Origin of the sequence: Stenotrophomonas sp. JAI102 (genome assembly GCF_013409105.1) — a bacterium.
GTDB classification, from domain to species: domain Bacteria; phylum Pseudomonadota; class Gammaproteobacteria; order Xanthomonadales; family Xanthomonadaceae; genus Stenotrophomonas; species Stenotrophomonas maltophilia_AA.
Genome location: NZ_JACCCI010000001.1, coordinates 1,647,651 through 1,667,709, shown reverse-complemented (window position 1 = coordinate 1,667,709; position 20,059 = coordinate 1,647,651). Strand labels below are relative to the sequence as shown.

Below are 20,059 nucleotides of genomic sequence, written 5' to 3'. Positions count from 1 at the left end.
CTCATCGAGGCGCGACGCTGCCAAGCGTCGGCGCGGAAAGGGGAGGTGTCGGCGCGTGGCGTTTGCGCCATTGCTTGAGCACGGCGGTGCGTACCGCGAGCAGCAGCAACCAGCCGAGGAAAACCAGGGCGACGCGGCCGCTGAGCGCGAACACATCATTGAAGGCGCGCACGTTGGCTTCGCGGCGGGTGATCTGGGCCAGCTGTGCGGTGCCCTGTGCGCTGCGCTGGACCGGGTCGGTGATCAGCCGGGCGTAGAGCTGCTGTTGCTGTTTCAGGCGCTGGGCGACCACGTTGTCGGCCGGGTCCAACTGGCTGACCAGCGCGCTGGAGTACACCTGCTCGCGGTGCAGCTGGTAGGTGCCCAGCACCGCCGAGCCGGCCAGGCCACCGAGGGTCTGGGTGATCGAGAGGGTGACCAGGAACGTGATCATGTGGTCCACGCCCTGCTTCAAGGCCTGGGTGATGCCGAGCATGATCAGCGGGCCCATGAACATGCCCGCACCGACCGAGGCCAGGAACTGGCTGGCGAAGAAATCGTGTGGCCGGTCCTGGCTGGTGCGGCTCTGGTCGAGCAGGGCGGCGCTGCCGAGCAGCAGGATCGCCATCAACAGCTGCGGGATCAGCCGCTTCGGGCCGAAGGTCAGCGAGCTGGCGGCCATGCCGGTGATCACCCCGGCCAGGATCACCGCGAACAACGGGCGCATCTGGTCCGGGCCCATGCCGAGCGTGCGCATCAGGCCGACCACGCCGTAGGACTGCTCGGTGGTCAGGAAGCGGATCAGGAACGCGCCGATGATGAAGTGGATCACCGGCAGGCTGGCCAGCCACCGCGTCTGCAGCAGCGGGTTGCGGCGGTAGTGCTCGATGATGAAAGCGGTGGTGGAGAGCGCGATCGAGGCGACCAGCGCCCAGCCCAGCCACGCGGTGTCCAGCCACCAGCGCGTATACCCCTGCGCGAGCACGACCACCAGCAGACCGACGGCGGGGGCGAGCAGGGCGAAGGTCAGGAAGTCGAGCGGTTCGAAGGCCTTGATCTGCGCGCCGGGCGGCAGCTTGAGCACGACTACGGCGGCGAACGCGCACAGGGCGAGGCCGGCTTCGAACAGATACAGGTTGTGCCACTGCCCGGTGTCGACCAGCCCGGGCGAGACCAGCCAGGCGATCGGCACCGCGAGCTGCGAGATGCCGACGCCGATCACCAGCAGGTTGCCCGTGTATCTGCGCGGCAGCGACTGCAGCATGTACAGGGTGCCCAGGGTGGTACAGGCCGCGCCGGCGAAGCCACTGGCCGCGCGCATCAGCACGGTGGTCTCGAACGTGCCGACGAACAGATGCAGCACCGCGAGGGCGGCATACAGGCCCAGCCCGATCTCGGCGAACAGGCGGATGCCGTACTGCTGGCGGAACTTGAAGGCAAGCAGGTTGGCGGTCACGTTGACCATCGCATAGGCCGCCACCAGCCAGCTGCCCTGCGCCGGGGTGAGCCCGAGCTGGCCCTGCAGGAACGGCAGGTTGGCGCTGACCAGTGCATTGCCCAGGCCGCCGGTGATGCCGACCAGCAGGGCGACCAGCGCATAGGCCAGGCGGCGGTGCGGCGGATGCCACGGCATCGAGGCCGAGCCCGGCAGGGTCGGTTTTTCGTGCTCCTCCCAGTCCGGAACCGGCTTGAGGTACTGCGGCATCATCCCTCCCCGTCGGCAGGCCCCCGCAATCCGCCACGCAGCAATTGCAGGGCGCGCGTGACCAGCCGGGCGCGTTCGTCACGCGTCTTGCCACGCAGCGCGGCTCCCAGCATGCCTGAGATGAGTGAAATGTCCGTCGTTTCCAGATCCGGCCGGCACAGCCCGGCGGCGATCGCGCGCGCGATCGGTTCGCGCAGCAGTTCGTAAATGGTCTCGCGCGCGGCCCGGATCGGAATCTGGTCGGGATCGACGGCGCGCCAGTAGTCCGACAGGGCCGGTGACTGCACGATGCGGTTGGCCATGCTCTCGAGAACCTCGAACAGCGCGTCGTCGCGGTCGCCCAGGGTCTGTACCTGCCGCGCGATGCGGTTGACGGTGCGCTGGAGCAGGGCCTCGACCAGCGCGGTGCGGTCGGGGAAGTTGCGGTACAGGGTGGCGCGGCCGACCTGGGCACGCTCGACGACCAGGTCCAACGGGGCGGTCACGCCGTGCTGGCCGAACACAGCATCGGCAGCGTCGAGGATCTGGGCGCGGCGGGCGGCCGCGTCGGCACGTTGGGTAGGCATGCGCGCATCATCGGACACAACTGTCCGGCGCGGAAGGGGTGGGTGACGTCCCCGGCATGGGCCGGTGGGCGGACGCTCGGCAATGTCGAGGGCACGTGAGGCAAAAAAGGGGGCCTTGCGGCCCCCCCTCGGGTAAAACCACCACCCGATCAAACGATCAGAAGTAAGCGCGGATGCCGAACGCGACGCCGCGGCCCGGCAGCGGCGAGTAGTCGCGCAGCAGGGAGGTGTGCGGACGCACCTCGCGGTTGGTCAGGTTGTTGCCATCCAGGAAGACTTCGTAGCTGTTGCTGTCGGTACGGTCCCAGCGGTAAGCGAGGTGGGCATCGACCAGGGTGTAGCCGTTGCTCGGGTCCTCATTCTGGGCGACATCCTTCTGGCTGCTGTAGCGCACGGCACCGACCGAGGCGCGCCAGCCGTCCCGGGACCAGCGCAGGTCTGCGCCGACGCGGCCCGGGGCGATGCGCGGCAGGTAGCCGGTGTTGGCCAGGTCCACGGTGTAGTTGTGGTTGTGGTCACCGTGCGGGACGGCGATATCGACGCTGCGGCTGCCGCTGCCATCCAGTTCGGCTTTGACGTAGTCGCCGAACACGCGCAGGTCCCAGTCGCCGGCGTTGCCTTCGAAGAGATGGAACAGGGCTTCGGCTTCGGCCCCCTTGAAGGTGGCGTCCTGCTGGGTCCACAGGCGCACCGGCAGCGACTCGACCACGCCGGTGTCGGCCAGGTAGATGAAGTCCTTGAACCTGGTATGGTAGATCGAGGCCGAGAAATCGACGCGGTCGCTGTGGGTGTGGATGCCCAGTTCGACGCGCTGGCCGCGTTCGGTCTTCAGGTTGGCATCGCCGATTTCCAGCGAGCGGGTGGCGATGTGCGCGCCGGCGGCGTACAGCTCTTCGTTGGTCGGGGCACGCTCGGAGCTGTCGATGCCGAAGCGCAGGTCGACGGCGTCATTGAGCGTCCAGATGCCGGCCGCGGAGAGATTCGTGGCATCGAATTTGCGGGCGCGGTAGTCACCGGTCGGGTCGAGCTTGACCTGGTCATGGCGGCCGCCGAGTTCCAGCTTGAACGGGCCGAACTGCTTTTCCTGCAGCACGAACAGGCCGATGTTCTTCGTCCCGGTGTCCGGCACGAAGGCTTCTTCGCCCTTGGCGCCGAAGTCGCTGTTGCCGAACTGCAGGCCGAACGCGCCGTCCCAGCCGCCGATCTGTTCCTGCACGGCTTCCAGGCGGGCTTCGATGCCGCGGTTGGTGAAGCGGGTGGCCGGCGTGCCGGCTTCCAGTTCGGTGTGCTCGTAATCGGTGTAGGCGGTACGCAGATTGATGTTCTTCAGGAACGAGGTCGGCTGGTAGATGCCGCCCTTGGCTTCGAAGCGGTTCTGCACCATGTCGATGCGGACGTCATGCTCGTCGCCTTCTTCCTCGTCGCCATGGTCGTGATCGTGGTCATGATCATGGTCGTCGTCGGCATGCACGTGCGCGCCGTTGGGAATGCCGTAGTTGGTGCGGTAGGTGCTGGCGGACACGCCGAAGTAGCCCTCGTCGCCCAGCCAGGTGGCACCGACGCCGCCGGCGCGGGTGCGGATCGAGCTGTTGTCCAGGCGGCCGCGGCGCGGTTCGTCGGTGTCGCCTTCCTCATGGTCGTGGCCGCTGTGGTCTTCCAGGCCATCGATCACGGCGTAGCCGGGAATGCGGACGTCATCGCCGTTGCGGACCAGGCCGTCGACATGCAGCACCACGTTGCCGCTGACACCGTCCAGGCGGAACATGCCGCTGCGCTCGTCGTTGACCGAATTGCCACGCAGTTCGGCGCGGCCGCTGAGCGGACGGTCCGGCAGTTCGCGCGCGATGCGTCCATCGACCACGTTGACCGCGCCGCCGATCGCGCCGCTGCCGAACAGCAGGGTGGCCGGGCCCTTCAGCACTTCGATCTGGTCGGCCAGGAACGGCTCGATGCTGGTGGCATGGTCGGCGCTGACGGTGGAGGCATCCATGTTGCCCATGCCGTTGGACAGCACCGCCACGCGCGGGCCTTCCTGGCCGCGGATGATCGGGCGGCCGACACCGGGGCCGAAGAAGGTGCTCTGCACGCCGGGCAGCTTGGCCACGGTGTCGCCGAGGGTGCCGGCCTTCTGCTCGTCCAGGCGTTCACCGGCCAGCACGTCGACCGGGCGGGCCAGCGATTCGGCATCGCCCTGCAGCGGCGAGGCGGTGACCTTCACGGTGGACAGTTCGGTCAGATGGCCGTCGCGATGGCTGCCGGGGGCGTCGGCGGCGCTTGCCAGCGAGGGCAGCATGGCGGCGGCAAGGGCCAGGGACAGGGCGTGGGGGGTGAGCAGGAGGGAGCTGGAGCGCATAGGGCAAGGGCCTTCGGTCAATTGTTACAATATATCAATGGTGGGGCGCGCGAATCCCGTCGCGGAACGGGGAGGGCAAGTCAGGGGGGAGGCAGGGTGCGCGTCAGGATTGATGTTATATTATTCCATAACGCTTCGCCGACCCTGCTGGAAGTCATGCCCTTGTTCCCTCGCCTCCGCCATCTGATCGATCGTTTCGGTGCCACCGGTTCGCTGCTGTGCGCCGTGCACTGCGCCGTGCTCCCGGTGCTGCTGGCCGCTGCGCCCTCGCTGGGCCTGTCGGTCTGGATGAGCGACGGGGTGGAGCTGGCGCTGGTGAGCTTCGTGACTCTGCTGGGCCTGTTCAGCCTGGTCTGGGGCTGGCGCCGGCATGGCGCGCTGCGTGCGCTGGGCTTCCTCATTCCCGGCCTGACCGCGCTCTGGGCCGGGCTGCTGTACGGCCCGCTGCACCATTCGGTCGTGCCGCATGCCGTGGTGATGACCTTGGGCGGCGTGCTGGTGGGTGTGGCCCATCTGGTGAATCTGCGGCTGAACCACGGCCACGTCCACGACGCGAGCTGTGCTCATTGAGAGCGCGCATGGTAGGCTTTCCGATCGTGCGCGGGGGCGCCTGAGAGGGCGGCCCCGCCGAACCCGTGTCAGTACGGGGTAATCAGATTTCGCAGCATTCAGACTAAGGAGTTACGACATGGGTAAGGGTGACCGCAAGACCGCCAAGGGCAAGCGCTTCAATGCCAGCTACGGCAATTCGCGTTCGCACGTCGTGAGCAAGGCGGCCGTGGGCGCAGCTGCGCCGGTTGCCAAGAAGACCGTGACGAAGGCGCCGGCCAAGAAGGCCGTTGCCAAGAAAGCGGTGGCCAAGGCCGGCTGATCCAGCCAGGCGGGTCATGAAAAACGCGGCGCTTGCGCCGCGTTTTTTTTGTGCCCGCGTTCCGGCGACGAAGCCGCTGCGTGCTCAGCGCAGCGCAGGCAGCAGTCGCTCGGCGTCGCCATCATTGGGCGCCGCCGGAATCCCGAGCAGGCGGGTCAGCAGCGGATACACATCCACGTTGTCGAACGCGGGCAGGCGCTGCCCCTGGTTGAACGCGGGGCCGCGCGCCACGAACACCGCACGCATCGAGGGCAGGGCATTGTCATAGCCGTGCGAGCCGCGGTCGCCCGGGCCACGTTTTGCGATGCGATCGCGGGTGAGGGCATCCCAGCCTTCGTGCATCTGGCAGATGATCGGCGGAATGCGCGGGTTGCTGCCGTACTTCCAGCGCGCCGGCAGGGTCTGGCGGGTCCAGCAGTCGTAGTGGGCGTGCGCGCCCAGCAGAATCTGCTCGGCCTGTGCCTGTCTGCCCGGCAGCGGCGCGAAGCCGATCGACTGGCCCACCGAGATTTCCCGGGCAATCGAGGGATCGATCATGTCTTCCGTGGCCACCACCTGGCCGGCCGGCACGCCCGCCATGCCGTGATCGGAGACCAGGATCACGTTGGTGGTATCGGCCAACCCACGCGCCTGTAGGCCATCCAGCAGGCGACCGACCGCGCTGTCGGCCAGTGCCACTGCGGCGGCGTACTCGGGCGATTCCGGGCCGTGATTGTGCCCGGCCTTGTCGACCTGCTCCATGTACAGCGTGGCCAGGCGCGGCGACTGTGGGCCGTGCTGGTCCAGCCAGCCCAGCACCTGATCGACGCGGTCCGGCAGGCTCACACGTTCGTCGTAGCCGTGCAGCTGGCTGGGGCGGACGCCCTGGATAGCGGCCTCGCTGCCCGGCCAAGACCACACCGCGGTGCGCACGCCGGCCTTTTCCGCGCCCACCCAGATCGGCTCGCCCCCCCACCAGCGTGCGTCGGCCACCGATTCGCGCACGTGCAGCTGGAACTGGCCCAGTGCGTCCTCGTGCATGCTGTTGTGGATGATGCCGTGGTGGTCCGGGCGCAGCCCGGTCACGATCGTGTAGTGGTTGGGAAAGGTCAGCGACGGATAGGACGGCGTCATCCATTGCGCCCGAACGCCCTCGCGGACCAGCCGGCCGATGTTCGGAGTGATGCCCCGATCAAGCATGTCCGCACGCAGGCCGTCGATGGAGATCAGCAGCAGCTTCTGCTGCTGCGCAGCCACGTTCGGCGCTGTCGTCGCGGTCGCCGCGGTCGCCGCGGCAGGTGGGGAAGACGGTGTAGTGGCGCAGGCGGCCAGCGAAAGAGCGGCGGCAAGCGCCAGCGGAAGGCGGACGGAAATCATCGCGACATGATAGTGCGTGGCGGTGACGCGTCGAAGACAACCCATGGCACATGCCCGCGGTGACGCGTGATGCCCTAGGCGAACAGCGAGTCGCGCCGGGTTTCCAGCTGGAGCAGGGCCGCCTTGGTTTCCAGCCCGCCACCGAACCCGGTCAGCGCACCGCTGCTGCCGATCACGCGATGGCAGGGCAGCACGATCGGCAGCGGATTGCGGCCATTGGCGGCCCCGACCGCGCGGCTGGCGGTGGGGTGCTCGATGTGCCGCGCCAGGTCCACGTAACTCCAGGTCTGGCCGAACGGGATATCGGCCAGCGCCTTCCACACCCGCAGCTGGAACGGCGTGCCGTGCGGCGCCAACGGGAGATCGAAGCGCATGCGTTCGCCGCGCAGGTATTCCAGCAGTTGTCCGCGCGCGTCGCGCAATGCATGGGCGTCGCGCTGCCAGTGTTCGCGCCCTTTGGCGTCGTAACGGTTGTTCTCGAACAGGATGTGGTGGATGCCCTGGCTGTCACCGGCCACGGTGAGCGCGCCGATCGGGCTGTCGAAGGTGTCGTAGAGCAGGCTCATGAGGTCACTCCGGAAGAGGGTGTGGCCAAGTGCCACAGGTGGAGAACGGCGTAGGCACGCCACGGACGCCAGGGCTGCGAGCGTGCCTCGGTGGCGCGTTCGCTCAAGCGCGCATCACCGCCGAGCACCTGTTGCAGGACCAGGTCGCCGGCCGGGAAGGCATCGGGGAGGGCCAGCGCGCGCAATGCCATGTAATGCGCGGTCCACGGCCCGATCCCGGGCAGCGCCACGCAGCGGTCGACGAAGCCGGCCAGCGACTGGCCGGCACGGAAATCCAGCCTGCCATCGACCACCGCCTGGGCGACGGCACGCACGGTGGCGGCACGGGTACGCGGCAGGCCGATCGTTTCCAGAGGGGCCTGCGCCAGCATCGCGGGGGAGGGGAACTGACGGTCCAGCCCCTCCGGCATGCCTTCGAGGGTGGCGCCGAAGCGATCCACCACCCGCCGCGCGAGGGTGGCTGCGGCCGCGACGCTGACCTGTTGGCCGAGCACCGCGCGCACGGCGACTTCAAATCCGTCCCAACCGCCGGGCACGCGCAGCCCGGGCCGTTGCGCGATACCCGTGGCGAGCAGGGGTTCCTGCCGCAGTGTCGCGTGCACCATGCGCAGGTCCGCATCGAGATCGAAGATGCGGCGCACGCGACGCACGATGCCCGGAATCGCGCGCGGGTCGACCTGGCCCAGCTGCAGCAGCAGCTCCGGGCGCCGCGGGTCCGCGGTGACGCGCAGCAGCGAGGGGCGCTCGGGCGGGCCGATCACGCGCTGATAGCTGGCGGTGTCGATCTCTTCGATGCCGGGAATCGCGCGGCGACGCAGGAAGCCGAGCATCGCGGGGAAATCCAGCGGCGGCCGATAGCCCAGGCGCAGGGTCAATGCGCCTTCGGTGAGCGCGCCGCGCTGGCGGCGGATCGCAGTGGGGGGCATGCCGCAGCCCTCCAGAAACGCCGCGTTGAAACGGCGCAGGCTGTTGTAGCCCGAGGCCATCGCCACATCGGTGACCGGCAGCGCGGTTTCGGTCAGCAGCTGCTTGGCCAGCAGCAGCCGACGCGTGGCGTGGATCTGCACCGGCGCCGCGCCGAGGCGGGCGATGAACAGGCGCTGCAGCTGGCGGGCACTCAGGCCGACGTGCGCGGCCAGATCGGCGACCGGCTGGTCCTGCAGGTAGCCATCGTGGATCAGTGCCAACGCGCGCTGCAGGGTTTCATTGTTGAGTGCGTCCTGCGCCTCCGGCGCGAGCTCGGGGCGGCAGCGCAGGCAGGGGCGGAAACCTGCGGCAGCCGCGGCGGCCGCGGTCGGGTAGTAGGTCACGTTGGACGGCTTCGGCGCCGGGGCCGGGCAGACCGGCCGGCAATAGATGCCGGTGCTGCGCACGGCGGTGAAGAACACCCCGTCAAAGCGTGCATCGCGGGCAAGGCGGGCGCTTTCGCAGGCGGCGTGATCCAGGGGCAGGGCGGTCTCCATGGGGGCCAGTCTATGCCTGCCGGCTGGTACAGGCTCGCCATTTTCGGACAGCAATGCCAGCCCCGCGCCGCCCGGTTCAGGACAGGTTGCCGCGACACGCCAGCCGCGCACTAGACTGTGCATCCGCGCTGGTTTTGCCGCGCATTCCCCCTCGCAAGGATTCCGGGTTGTCCATGTTGCTCAAGTCGTGGTGGTTGCCGTTGTTGTGCCTGGGCCTGGCCGGTTGCAGCCAGCTGGAAAACCCGGGCAATGTCACTGCCGCCGACAAGGCCGTGCGGGCACAGACCGCCGATGGCGACCACATGGTCTCGATCAATGCGGCTGATGCGCCGCCACCGCCGCCGCCCGCGCCCAAGCGCGGCGACCTGAGCTGGCCGGCCGCCGCCCTGGAAAACGGCAAGGCGTGGATCAGCTGCGATACCGACTATGCCGGCGACGCGGGTGATGGCGCGCCGCTGGAGGCGCTGGATCGGACCAGCATCGATGCCGCCCTGCAGCCCTGTGCGGAACGCGGCCTGCTGCGCGTGCGTTACGTGGGCAAGATCAACCCCGGCTTCTCCGAGCTGGTGGCGCGGCTGGCCGTGGTCGCCGATGCGCAGCGTATTTCCCGCCGCATCCTCGATCTGGATTCCAGCGGCGGCCAGGTCGAAGCCGCCATCGTGGCCGGCGACCGCATCGGCGAATCCAACTGGACGATCTGGGTGCGCGAAGGTTCGGTCTGCCACAGCGCCTGCGTGTTCGTGCTGGCCGCCGGCGACAACCGGCTGGTGTCGGGCAAGGTCGGCATCCATCGCATGATGCGGATCAGCTCCAAGGCGACCTCGCGTGCCGAGCTCAACCGCGAGCTCCACGAGGTCTACGACAACGTCAAGGACTACCTGCAGCGCAATGGCGTGGCGGTGGGCGTGGCCGACCTGATGATGACCGTGCCCAACCGCAGCCTGCGCCTGCTGACCGCCGAGGAGCTGCGTCAGTTCGGTCTGGATGGCACCAACGCGGTGCAGGATGATCTGGAGCGGATCAAGCAGATGCGCAAGTGCGGCGATGCCTTCGTCCGCCGCAAGGATGCGTTCCTGGTCGCCTTCGATCAGGAGTGCAAGCGCGAAGGCAGCGAGCTGGACGCCGTCAACAGCTGCGGGCAGGCGCTGAAACAGCGCTTCGGGTTCCCGGATGAGACCTGCCCGGACGAGAGCCCGTTGTCGGAGATCGATGTCTCCACGCTGCTGCCGGAGACCACCGCACCGGGCCAGCCGGAGGCGGTGGAGCAGACCTTGGGCGATGCCCGCCCGGCACCGGCGGACGCGGCCGAGCGTAACTGACGGAGGACTCACGTCCTTCCCGTAGACTGGAGCGCAGTTACTTCCAGCCAACGGTGTCCCTGATGCGTGTTCCGCTGCTGCTGTTGTCCGCCCTGCTGCCTTTCGCCACGCTGGCCCAGACGCCACCACCACCGGCCACACCTGCACCGGCCCCGGCGCGCCCCGCGCCCGCCCCTGCTGCACGCCCGGCACTGAGCCCGGCGCAACAGGCGCAGGTGCAGAAGCAGGATGCGGAGATGACCGCCGCCGCATTGCAGGTGGCCCGCCTGATTGACGCCAACCGTGCCGGCGAAGCATGGAAGGGGGCCTCCGCCGTGGCGAAGAAATCGGTGACCGAGCAGGCCTTCGTCAGCCAGCTCAGCGCGGATCGCCAGCGCCTCGGTGCGTTGGCCTCGCGTGGCCAGCCGGTGGTGACCCGGGTCAAGTACGCCGCCGGCGCGACCGTGCCCGAAGGCCTGTACATCAATGTCAGTTTTCCCACGCGCTTTGCCAACAGTGCCCAGCCGGTCCGCGAACTGGTCTCCTTCCGGTTCGATGAAGACCGCATCTGGCGCCTGGCCGGTTACAGCGTGCGTGCCGCCACCCCCTGATTGCCGGAGACTGCGCAGATGAGTATCGAGATCCAGATGCTGGTGTGGTCAATGGTGCTCGGCCTTGTGCACGTGTTTGCGCCTTCCACGCTGATCACCCGCGAGCGCGGGATCGGCTGGAATGCGTCGGCGCGCGACCAGCCGATGCCGCCGCCGAGTCCGCTGGCTGGCCGCCTGCAACGGGCGCAGAGCAACTTCATGGAGACGTTCCCGTTCTTCGCCGCCGCGGTGCTGGCGGTGGTGCTGACCCAGCGCCAGGACGGGATGACCGCCGTGGCCGTGCAGCTGTACTTCTGGGCGCGCCTGGTCTATCTGCCGCTGTACGCGGCCGGCGTCCCGTATGTGCGCAGCCTGGTCTGGCTGGTCTCCCTGCTCGGGATCGTCATGCTGCTGTGGGCGCTGCTGTGAACCGGCGCTGGCGCGGCTGATCCAGATCAAGGACGGTGCCGCTGCTGCGGCGGTAAGCTGCTGCGGACACGTAACGGCAGGAGGGAATCATGCAGTCAGTGGATGTGGTGGTGGTGGGGGCCGGCCCGACCGGGCTGTGCTTCGCCCGCGCGCTGGCCGATACCGGCCTCAGCGTCACCCTGATCGAACAGCAGCCGCGTGCCGCGTTGGCCGAGGCCGCGTTCGATGGCCGCGAAATCGCACTGACCCATGCCTCACGCCAGATCCTGGAATCGCTGGGCCTGTGGGCGCGGCTGGATCCGGCCGAGATCTCGCCGCTGCGCGATGCGAAGGTGATGGACGGCGGCTCGCCGTTCGCGTTGACCTTCGCGGCGGACCCGCGCATCGGTGACGACCTGGGCTGGTTGGTGCCCAATCATCTGCTCCGCCGCGCGGCGTGGCAGAGCGTGCAGGGCCAGGCCGGGCTGGAGATCGTCGACCAGGCCAGCGTGACGGCCGTGACACCCGGCAAGACGCACAGCACGGTGACGCTGGGCGATGGCCGCGTATTGGCCGCCAGGCTCGTGGTCGCGGCCGACAGCCGCTTTTCTTCGACCCGTCGCCTGCTCGGCATCGGCGCGCAGATGCGCGACTTCGGCAAGTCCATGCTGGTCTGCCGCATGCAGATCGAGGTGCCGCACCAGCACACCGCCTGGGAATGGTTCGGCTATGGCCGCACGATGGCGCTGTTGCCCCTCAACGGTGACCAGGCCTCGGCGGTGATCACCCTGCCGCCGCGCGAGATCGCCGGCCTGATGGCCCAGGACGAGGGCGGATTCGGCCGCAGCATCAGCACGTTCTTCGAGCATCGGCTGGGCGCGATGCGGCCGGTCGCCAAACCGGTGGCCTATCCGCTGGTGGGTGTGTATGCCCACGCGTTCGCTGGCGATCGCTGCGCGTTGATCGGCGATGCCGCCGTCGGCATGCATCCGGTCACCGCGCATGGATTCAACCTGGGCCTGCAGAGCCAGCACCGGCTGGCCGGCATCCTGCGCAAGGCCGCGGGGCAGGGGCGCGACATCGGCGCACCGTCCGGACTGGCCGCTTACGAACGCGGCCATCGTCTGGCCTCGCGCCCGTTGTACGAGGCGACCAATGCGATCGCCACGCTGTATACCGATGACCGCCTGCCGGCGCGGCTGCTGCGCCGGGCCGGGCTGCGGCTGGCGCACGGGGTGGCCCCGTTCCGCCAGCTGATCGCGGCCCACCTCACCCAGCGCGACACGCTGCGCTGAGGCGGGCGGGAGAGGTCAGGGCGCGTCGCTGTCGGCGATCACATGGATGACGGTGTCGGCGAACTGCACCTGCTGGCCCGCGCGGATCTTGCACGCCTTGCGCAGCTCGACTTCACCATCGACCAGGACCTGGCCGTCGCCGATCACGGTCTTGGCTTCGCCCCCGCTGGTGACCAGGTCGGCCAGCTTGAGCAGCTGCTTGAGCTCGACATAGTCGCGGTCCAGTTCAAATTCGAGGGTCTGCATGGAGGGGGTATCCTAGGGAAGGGGCGCGGCCGCTGGGCCGGGCCGGAAGAGGGCGCGTATTGTGCGCCAGCGCGGGGCAGGACGGCATCCATGCGGGAATCTGTACGCGTTGTTCAGGAACGATGCGGTATCATCGCGCCCTGAGCGAGTGAATTCTCCTCCGACCGAGCAGCGCTAGGGCACGCGATAAGAAAGGGCGCCCAAAGCGCGGACCATCCCCCTTTTTTATCTCACTGCCTGTAAACGGCAGTGTTTCGGAGTTCCCCATGTCCCAAGAAACCACCACGCCGCTGCTGTTCGCAGACCTCGGCCTGTCCGACGCCGTCATGCAGGCGGTCGCCACCGTCGGCTATGAAACCCCCTCGCCGATCCAGGCCGCCACCATTCCCGCCATGCTGGAAGGTCGCGACGTGCTGGGCCAGGCCCAGACCGGTACCGGCAAGACCGCCGCGTTCGCGCTGCCGGTGCTGTCCAACCTCGATTTCAACCAGACCAAGCCGCAGGTGCTGGTGCTGGCGCCGACCCGCGAGCTGGCCATCCAGGTCGCCGAGGCGTTCCAGACCTATTCGTCCGGCATCCCCGGTTTCCGCGTGCTGCCGGTCTACGGCGGCCAGCCCTACGGCCAGCAGCTGTCGGCCCTGCGCCGTGGCGTGCACGTCATCGTCGGCACCCCGGGCCGCGTGATCGATCACCTCGAGCGCGGCACCCTGGACCTGTCCGAGCTGAAGACGCTGGTGCTCGACGAAGCCGATGAAATGCTGCGCATGGGCTTCATCGACGACGTCGAAGCCGTGCTGAAGAAGCTGCCGGAGACCCGCCAGGTCGCCCTGTTCTCGGCCACCATGCCGTCGCAGATCCGCCGCATCGCGCAGACCTACCTGAAGAACCCGGCCGAAGTCACCATCGTCAGCAAGACGACGACCTCGGCCAACATCCGCCAGCGTTACTGGTGGGTGAGCGGCATGCACAAGCTGGACGCGCTGACCCGCATCCTGGAAGTCGAACCGTTCGACGCGATGATCATCTTCTCGCGCACCAAGGCCGCCACCGAAGAGCTGGCCGAGAAGCTGCAGGCGCGTGGCCTGGCCGCCGCCGCCATCAACGGCGACATGCAGCAGGCCCAGCGCGAGCGCACCATCGGCATGCTGAAGGAAGGCAAGCTGGACATCCTGGTCGCCACCGACGTGGCCGCCCGCGGCCTGGACGTGGAGCGCATCAGCCACGTGCTGAACTACGACATCCCGTACGACACCGAAAGCTACGTGCACCGCATCGGCCGTACCGGTCGTGCCGGCCGCACCGGTGACGCGATCCTGTTCGCCACCCCGCGCGAAAAGGGCATGCTGCGTGCGATCGAGCGCGCCACCCGCCAGCCGATCGAAGAAATGCAGCTGCCGAGCGTGGACGCGGTCAACGACACCCGCATCACCAAGTTCATGAGCCGCATCAGCGATGTGCTCGATGCCGGCGGCACCGAGTTCTACCGCGATCTGCTGCAGCGCCTGGAAGGCGAGAAGAACGTGCCGGCGATCGACATCGCCGCCGCGCTGGCCAAGCTGCTGCAGGGCGATTCGCCGTTCCTGCTCACCCCGCCGGTCCGTGGTGCGCGTGAAGAGCGTGCCCCGCACCAGCGCAACGAGCGCAGCAACGACCGTGGCGAACGCCCGGCCCGTTTCGAGCCGCGCTTCGAGCGTGGCCCGCGCCGTGAAGACGACCGTGGCCCGCGCCCGCCGCGTCCGGAAGGCGACTTCGGCAACAGTGAGGGCGGCTTCGAGCGCGCCCCGCGCCGTGACATCGCCCCGCGCGGTGCCGCCGAGCCGGGCATGGAGACCTTCCGCATCGAAGTGGGCCACGTGCACGGCGTGAAGCCGGGCAACATCGTCGGCGCGATCGCCAACGAAGCCGGCCTGGAAAGCCGTTTCATCGGCCGCATCGACATCCATGACGACTTCTCGGTGCTGGACCTGCCGGCCGAAATGCCGCAGGACCTGCTGACCCACCTGAAGAAGGTGTGGGTCTCGGGCCAGCAGCTTCAGATGCGCAAGGTCGAGCCGGGTGAAGACCTGACCCCGTCGGCGCGTCCGCCGTTCAAGCCGAAGTTCGGCCAGGGCAAGCCGCGTGGTCCGGGTGGCCCGGGTGGCCCGCGCAGTGGTCCGGGCGGCAACGACCGCCCGCCGCGTCGCGACGGCTTCAAGCCGCGCGGTCCGCGCAACTTCTGATCGCTTCCGGGTGATCGCCTCGACGCCAGCCTCCGGGCTGGCGTCGTCGTTTCCGGGGTTCGCGTCCCCGCCGTACCGGTTTCGCACCGTCTCAACAGTGCTGGCCCTAGCCTTCGGATTGGACCATGCTCCAATGGAATGAGTTTCCACATCCGCAGCCCCGGGGGGATCGGCGATGTCAGGAGGTCGCAGGGAGAGTGGCGGCACCGCGATACCGTATTCGACGCGGGGGCTGACCCTGCGCTTTGCATTGTTGACCGGCATGGCGATCAGCCTGGTCGGCATCTCCGCGCTGATCCAAGAGCTGCAGGCGGCCTCCACGGCGTGGATCATGGGCCAGAGCCATTGGTCGCGCGGCCAGCAGCAGGCCGCCTACGCGCTGTCGCGGTACATCACCTCCGGCGATCCCGCCGACCTGGCCGTGACCCGCCAGGCGCTGCGGGTGCCGCTGGGCGATCTCCATGCACGCCGTGCTCTCGAACAGGCCCAACCGGACATTGCCGCGGCACGCCAGGGCTTCATCGAAGGCGGCAACGCCCGCGGTGACATCAACCGCCTGATCCTCTCCTACCGCTACCTGCGTGATCAGGCCTATTTCCGCGATGCGGTCCGCCTGTGGCGCGACACCGATGACGATCTGCTGCAACTGGCCGCCATCACCGACCAGGTCCAGGCCGGGCATGCTGCCGGCAGCCTGACCCCGGCCGTGGAGCAGGCCCTGCTGCGCCGGGTGCAGGCGCTGGACGTGGGCATGCAGAACCAGGCGCGTGCGTTCTCCGGCGCGTTGCTGCACACCGCGGCGATGGTGCGGATGACGACCTTCATCGTGGGCGGATTGTCGGTATTGGCAATCACCCTGATCGCCGTGCTGCTGGCGCGGCGCGTGCGCAACGACCTGACCGAGCAGGAGAGCCGTTTCCGCGCGGCCTTCTACCAGGCCACGGTGGGCATGCTCAAACTCGACGAGCGCGGCCGCATCGTAGACGCCAACCAGGCGATGGCCGACATCCTCGATCATCGCCGCGAAGCGCTGCTTGGCTTGTCGCTGGCCGACCTGCTGGTGGAGGGCGAGCTGACCCTGGACGCGCACGGCCGGATCGACTGGCCGCGCCAGCTGCGCCCGGGCGAGCTGCGCTTCCTGCGTTCCGACGGCGGCCTGATGTGGGGCCGCTGGAGCGGCACCGTGGTGCACACCCGGGCGCGGGCACCGGCGGTGTTCGCGCTGGTCGAGGACGTGTCGCAGAACCATGCGCTGGCGCGCGAGGTGGAACACCATGCCAGCCACGACCCCCTGACCGGCCTGATCAACCGCCGCGAGATCGAGCGGCTGCTGGACCAGGCGTTGGCGGCGGTGCGTGCCGAAGGCGGTACCCACGCGCTGTGCTACATCGACCTGGACTACTTCAAGCTGGTCAACGATGGGCTCGGCCATGCCGCCGGCGATCAGCTCCTGCGCAGCTTCGCCGACTACCTGGTGGGGGCGGTGCGCGACGGCGACTGGGTCGGCCGCCTGGGCGGCGACGAATTTGCCCTGTTCCTGGCCAACGCCAGCCAGGACGAGGCCAAGCAGGTGCTGCAGCGGGTGATCCGCACGCTCGGCCAGGTCAGCTTCCAGCATGGGGACGGCGCCCCCAAGGTCAGCTGCAGCATCGGCGTGGTTGAAGTGACCGCCGAGGCACCGGACGTGAACTGGCTGATGAGCGCGGCCGACAGTGCCTGCTACGCGGCCAAGGAAGCCGGCCGCAACCGGGTGCACTGTTACAACGAAAGCCGCATGGCGCTGGACGAGCGCCGCCACGAAGCGGAACGGCTGGCCAGTGTCTCCAGCGCGATCGCCGAGAACCGCATGCTGCTGTATGCCCAGCGCATCGAGCGGGTCGGCGACCCGGAGTTCCTGCATTACGAAGTTCTGGTGCGCATGCGCAGCCCGGAAGGGGCGTTGCAGGGGCCGGCCGAGTTCATGGGCGCGGTGGAACGTTACGGCATGGCCATGGCGCTGGACCGGCACGTGCTGTCGCTGCTGTTCCGGCATCTGCAGGTGTGCCCGAACCATGTGCAGCAGCTGGGCCTGTGCAACGTCAACGTGTCGGCGCAGTCGATCGCCGAGCCGAGCTTCCTGGCGTTCGTCACCGACCTGCTCGAGCGCAACCGCGGCCTGGCCCGCAAGCTCTGCTTCGAAATCACCGAAACCGCGGCGGTCAGCAACCTTGCCCAGGCGCGCGCCTTCATCGATGCGGTGAAAGCGCGTGGCTGCCGCATGGCGCTGGATGATTTCGGCTCTGGGCTTTCTTCGTTCGCCTATCTGCGCCAGCTGCCGGCGGACATGCTCAAGATCGACGGCGTGTTCGTGCGCGACATGAACGTGGATCCGGTCAACCGTGCCGCCGTTCGGGCGATCACCGAGGTCGGCCGCGAGCTGCACATGATGGTGGTCGCCGAATGGGTGGAATCGGCGGTGGTGGCCGACCAGTTGGCGCAGATGGGCGTGGAAGGCCTGCAGGGGTATGCGATCGAACGGCCGATTCCGCTGGAAAGGATGACGCAGCTGGCGATACGGCCGGTGCGGACAGGGCACTCGTCCGACGCCTGGCGGGGCATGCCATGATGCGATAATCGCCACCGGCGGCAGCGGACAGGGTGTCCGCGGGCGATCACGGGCGGGGCGCAGGTGTGAGCAACGGGGGCGGGTATTCAATCGGGTGGGCGGCGCTGATCATGGTGCTGCTGTGGCTGTTGCCATGGAGCCTGCAGGCGGGCCCGCGCGTGGGCCAGGATTTCCTGTTGCTCGGCGGGGCGACCGATGAAGTGACGCCGCAGCGTGCCTGCACACCGGATGTGCTGGCGCGCCATCAGGAAGTGCTCTCGATCCCGGCGCCCGCCGCCGGCTGGTCGGGCAAGCCCCAGGCGGTGGATGTGTTCGGGGTGCTGACCGGCGAAGTGCGTATCAGCCACGGCGACCGCGAGATCTGCGGCAGCATGCACGATGCCCGCACGCGCGATTCGCGCTTCCGCGCCGGGGTCGGGTTGGTGGTGGTGCCGGAGGCCGGCGATCACGAGCCGATCGTGGTCTCCTGGACCCGCCCGCTCAAGGACGGCTGGGTGCCGACGATCCAGCTCGGCGCGCCCAGTCCGGTCCAGCAGAACGACACCGCCCGCCTGCTGGTGCGTGCGGCCTGCATCGCGGTGGCGATTGCCCTGGCGCTGTCGGCGCTGATGGGCTGGGTCACCACCCGCGATCAGTCCTTCCTGGTCTATGTCGGTGCCTGCGCTGTGTTCGTGCTGTGGCAGGCCGTGCTCGGCGGGCTGAGTGGCTATCCGGAGCCCTGGCTGCCGGTGCAGGACCGTGCCTCCTGGTGGCTGGTCGCGCTCGCGGCATTCAGCGAGGCGCTGCTGCTGCCCGTCCTGTGGCGGCTCAGCGGCGGTCACCGGCGCTGGCCGCGCTCGCGCCCGGTGCAGCATCTCGTGCTGTGGGGGCTGATCGCGATCGGGCTGAGCGTACCGCTGTGGGGGCTGGAGGGGCTGGGTGCGGTGGCGCTCGTGCTGGAGTGGACCTTCCTGGCGGCCTGCACGCTGTGCCTCGGCGCGGGCCTGTGGGGGGTGTGGCGGCGCGATGCGCACGCACTGCCGGGGCTGGCCGCACTGGCCCCGTGGTGGATCATGATCGTGGCCGATGCGCTCGATGCGCGCTGGCTGGTGGCCTACCGGATCGAAGTACTGCAGCTGGCGGCCACCTGGTTCCTGATGATGGCCGCCTATGCGCTCAACCTGCGGCTCGGGCGCCTGCGTCGCCAGCGCGATGAAATGCGCCAGCTGGCCGACACCGACATGCTGACCGGGTTGCCCAATCGCCGGGCCGGCCTGCGCCTGCTGGCCGAGTACCTGGAGCGTGCGCACCAGCCGCCGCACGCGTTGGCGATTGGTTTCCTCGACATCGATCTGTTCAAGGACATCAACGACCAGTACGGCCATGACGTGGGCGACCAGGTCCTGGTCGCGGTGGCGCGCGCGCTGCGCGGGTCGGTGCGCAACCACGACGACGTGATCCGGATGGGCGGGGAAGAATTCCTGGTGCTGCTGCCCGGGGCCGGTCATGCCGCCGCCGTGGCGCGGCTGGAGACGGTACGCCAGCAGGTGGCGGCGGTCACCCAGGCGCTCGGCATCCCCGGCCTGACGGTCTCGGCCAGCATCGGCCTGGCGGTGCTCAGGCCCGGCAGCGATGACCTGGCCGGGCTGCTGCGTCGGGCCGACCACGCCATGTACCGCGCCAAGCGCAACGGCCGCAACCAGATTCACGATGGCGAGCGCACCACGACGGCCGGCGAGCCGGTATCGGCCTGAACCGCCGGCGCGCGGAAAAACGCAGCGGCGGCCGCCTTTTGCCCGATAATGGGCCGATGACAACCCGACTCAACAAGCATATCGCCGACACCGGCTTCTGTTCCCGGCGCGAAGCCGACCGCCTGATCGGCGAGCGCCGCGTCACCGTGAACGGCCATCCGGCCGGCACCGGTGCGGTGGTGGGCGAACAGGACGTGGTGCTGGTCGACGGCCAGCCGCTGCGCGCCCGCGAAGCGAAGAAGGCCGGTGGCCGCAAGCACGTCTACATCGCGCTGAACAAGCCGGTGGGCATCACCTGCACCACCGAGAGCTCGGTGAAGGGCAACATCGTGGAGTTTGTCGGCCACGAGCAGCGCATCTTCCCGATCGGCCGCCTGGACAAGGATTCGGAAGGCCTGATCCTGCTGACCAGCAACGGCAACATCGTCAACCAGATCCTGCGCGCCGAGAACGGCCACCAGAAGGAATACATGGTCGCGGTCAACAAGGCCGTCACCGATGAGTTCCTGCGCGGCATGGCCCGTGGCGTGCGCATCCGCGATGAAGTCACGCTGCCGTGCCGGACCAGCAAGCTGGCCAAGTTCGGCTTCCGGATCACCCTGCAGCAGGGCCTGAACCGGCAGATCCGCCTGATGGCCGCCGCGTTCGGCTTCCGCGTCACCCAGCTGCGCCGCGTGCGCATCGACAACATCAAGCTCGGCGCGCTCAAGCCGGGGCAGTGGCGCAACCTCACCGATGCCGAGCTCAAGGGCCTGCTGCCCAAACAGCTGGACTGGTGATGCCGTGCGTCCCCGGATGGCGCCACC

Annotated in this window: 17 protein-coding genes; 10 read left to right on the top strand and 7 right to left on the bottom strand. The window is 68.7% G+C overall.

The window, feature by feature from the left end:
* Position 1: 1 nt before the first annotated feature.
* From HDC96_RS07770 to HDC96_RS07760, 3 genes are all read right to left on the bottom strand, one after another.
* Positions 2-1,687: an MFS transporter gene (locus tag HDC96_RS07770; RefSeq protein ID WP_179459417.1), complete on the bottom strand. Its 1,686-nt coding sequence runs from the start codon at positions 1,685-1,687 to the stop codon at positions 2-4.
* Complete coding sequence (locus HDC96_RS07765) at positions 1,684-2,250, bottom strand: TetR/AcrR family transcriptional regulator (RefSeq protein WP_179459416.1); 567 nt, start codon at positions 2,248-2,250, stop codon at positions 1,684-1,686. The genes HDC96_RS07770 and HDC96_RS07765 overlap by 4 nt, the downstream gene beginning before the upstream one ends.
* A gap of 157 nt (positions 2,251-2,407) precedes the next feature.
* Positions 2,408-4,603 carry a TonB-dependent receptor gene (locus HDC96_RS07760; protein WP_179459415.1) on the bottom strand — a complete coding sequence of 732 codons (2,196 nt, stop codon included), beginning with the start codon at positions 4,601-4,603 and terminating at the stop codon, positions 2,408-2,410.
* 156 nt (positions 4,604-4,759) lie between these two features.
* Here HDC96_RS07760 and HDC96_RS07755 point away from each other — a divergent pair, with 156 nt between their 5' ends.
* Entirely contained in the window at positions 4,760-5,173 is a 414-nt protein-coding gene (locus tag HDC96_RS07755) for a MerC domain-containing protein (protein ID WP_179459414.1), read from the top strand.
* Positions 5,174-5,291: 118 nt separating this feature from the next.
* Positions 5,292-5,474, top strand: coding sequence for a 30S ribosomal protein THX (locus tag HDC96_RS07750; protein ID WP_019184443.1), 183 nt, complete (start codon positions 5,292-5,294; stop codon positions 5,472-5,474).
* An 84-nt stretch (positions 5,475-5,558) separates the two neighbouring features.
* Here the strand turns inward: HDC96_RS07750 and HDC96_RS07745 are convergent, their stop codons facing one another.
* The 3 genes from HDC96_RS07745 to HDC96_RS07735 all read right to left on the bottom strand — a co-directional run bounded on the left by HDC96_RS07745 (position 5,559) and on the right by HDC96_RS07735 (position 8,859).
* Positions 5,559-6,830 (bottom strand): ectonucleotide pyrophosphatase/phosphodiesterase, encoded by a 1,272-nt coding sequence (locus tag HDC96_RS07745; RefSeq protein WP_179459413.1) that lies wholly within the window; start codon positions 6,828-6,830, stop codon positions 5,559-5,561.
* Between the two features lie 74 nt (positions 6,831-6,904).
* Positions 6,905-7,396, bottom strand: a complete 492-nt coding sequence (locus HDC96_RS07740; protein WP_179459412.1) for a methylated-DNA--[protein]-cysteine S-methyltransferase — start codon at positions 7,394-7,396, stop codon at positions 6,905-6,907.
* Positions 7,393-8,859, bottom strand: coding sequence for a DNA-3-methyladenine glycosylase 2 (locus tag HDC96_RS07735; protein ID WP_179459411.1), 1,467 nt, complete (start codon positions 8,857-8,859; stop codon positions 7,393-7,395). The genes HDC96_RS07740 and HDC96_RS07735 overlap by 4 nt, the downstream gene beginning before the upstream one ends.
* A 176-nt stretch (positions 8,860-9,035) precedes the next feature.
* On the opposite strand from HDC96_RS07735, the gene HDC96_RS07730 reads away from it, so the two are divergent.
* From HDC96_RS07730 to ubiM, 4 genes are all read left to right on the top strand, one after another.
* A complete protein-coding gene (locus HDC96_RS07730) occupies positions 9,036-10,178 on the top strand; it encodes a hypothetical protein (protein ID WP_306455626.1) in 1,143 nt (380 codons plus the stop codon).
* Positions 10,179-10,240: 62 nt separating this feature from the next.
* A complete protein-coding gene (locus HDC96_RS07725; RefSeq protein ID WP_179459409.1) occupies positions 10,241-10,768 on the top strand; it encodes a DUF4019 domain-containing protein in 528 nt (175 codons plus the stop codon).
* Between the two features lie 18 nt (positions 10,769-10,786).
* Complete coding sequence (locus tag HDC96_RS07720) at positions 10,787-11,176, top strand: MAPEG family protein (RefSeq protein ID WP_179459408.1); 390 nt, start codon at positions 10,787-10,789, stop codon at positions 11,174-11,176.
* Between the two features lie 89 nt (positions 11,177-11,265).
* Positions 11,266-12,450, top strand: a complete 1,185-nt coding sequence (ubiM, locus tag HDC96_RS07715) for a 5-demethoxyubiquinol-8 5-hydroxylase UbiM (RefSeq protein ID WP_179459407.1) — start codon at positions 11,266-11,268, stop codon at positions 12,448-12,450.
* Positions 12,451-12,465: 15 nt separating this feature from the next.
* On the opposite strand, the gene HDC96_RS07710 is transcribed toward ubiM, so the two are convergent.
* Positions 12,466-12,696: an RNA-binding S4 domain-containing protein gene (locus HDC96_RS07710; protein ID WP_019184435.1), complete on the bottom strand. Its 231-nt coding sequence runs from the start codon at positions 12,694-12,696 to the stop codon at positions 12,466-12,468.
* Between the two features lie 266 nt (positions 12,697-12,962).
* On the opposite strand from HDC96_RS07710, the gene HDC96_RS07705 reads away from it, so the two are divergent.
* From HDC96_RS07705 to HDC96_RS07690, 4 genes are all read left to right on the top strand, one after another.
* A complete protein-coding gene (locus HDC96_RS07705) occupies positions 12,963-14,915 on the top strand; it encodes a DEAD/DEAH box helicase (protein WP_179459406.1) in 1,953 nt (650 codons plus the stop codon).
* A 175-nt stretch (positions 14,916-15,090) separates the two neighbouring features.
* Positions 15,091-17,520: an EAL domain-containing protein gene (locus HDC96_RS07700; RefSeq protein WP_179459405.1), complete on the top strand. Its 2,430-nt coding sequence runs from the start codon at positions 15,091-15,093 to the stop codon at positions 17,518-17,520.
* 110 nt (positions 17,521-17,630) lie between these two features.
* Positions 17,631-19,253, top strand: a complete 1,623-nt coding sequence (locus HDC96_RS07695) for a diguanylate cyclase (RefSeq protein WP_179459404.1) — start codon at positions 17,631-17,633, stop codon at positions 19,251-19,253.
* Positions 19,254-19,309: 56 nt separating this feature from the next.
* Positions 19,310-20,032, top strand: coding sequence for a pseudouridine synthase (locus tag HDC96_RS07690; RefSeq protein ID WP_019184431.1), 723 nt, complete (start codon positions 19,310-19,312; stop codon positions 20,030-20,032).
* Positions 20,033-20,059 lie beyond the last annotated feature (27 nt).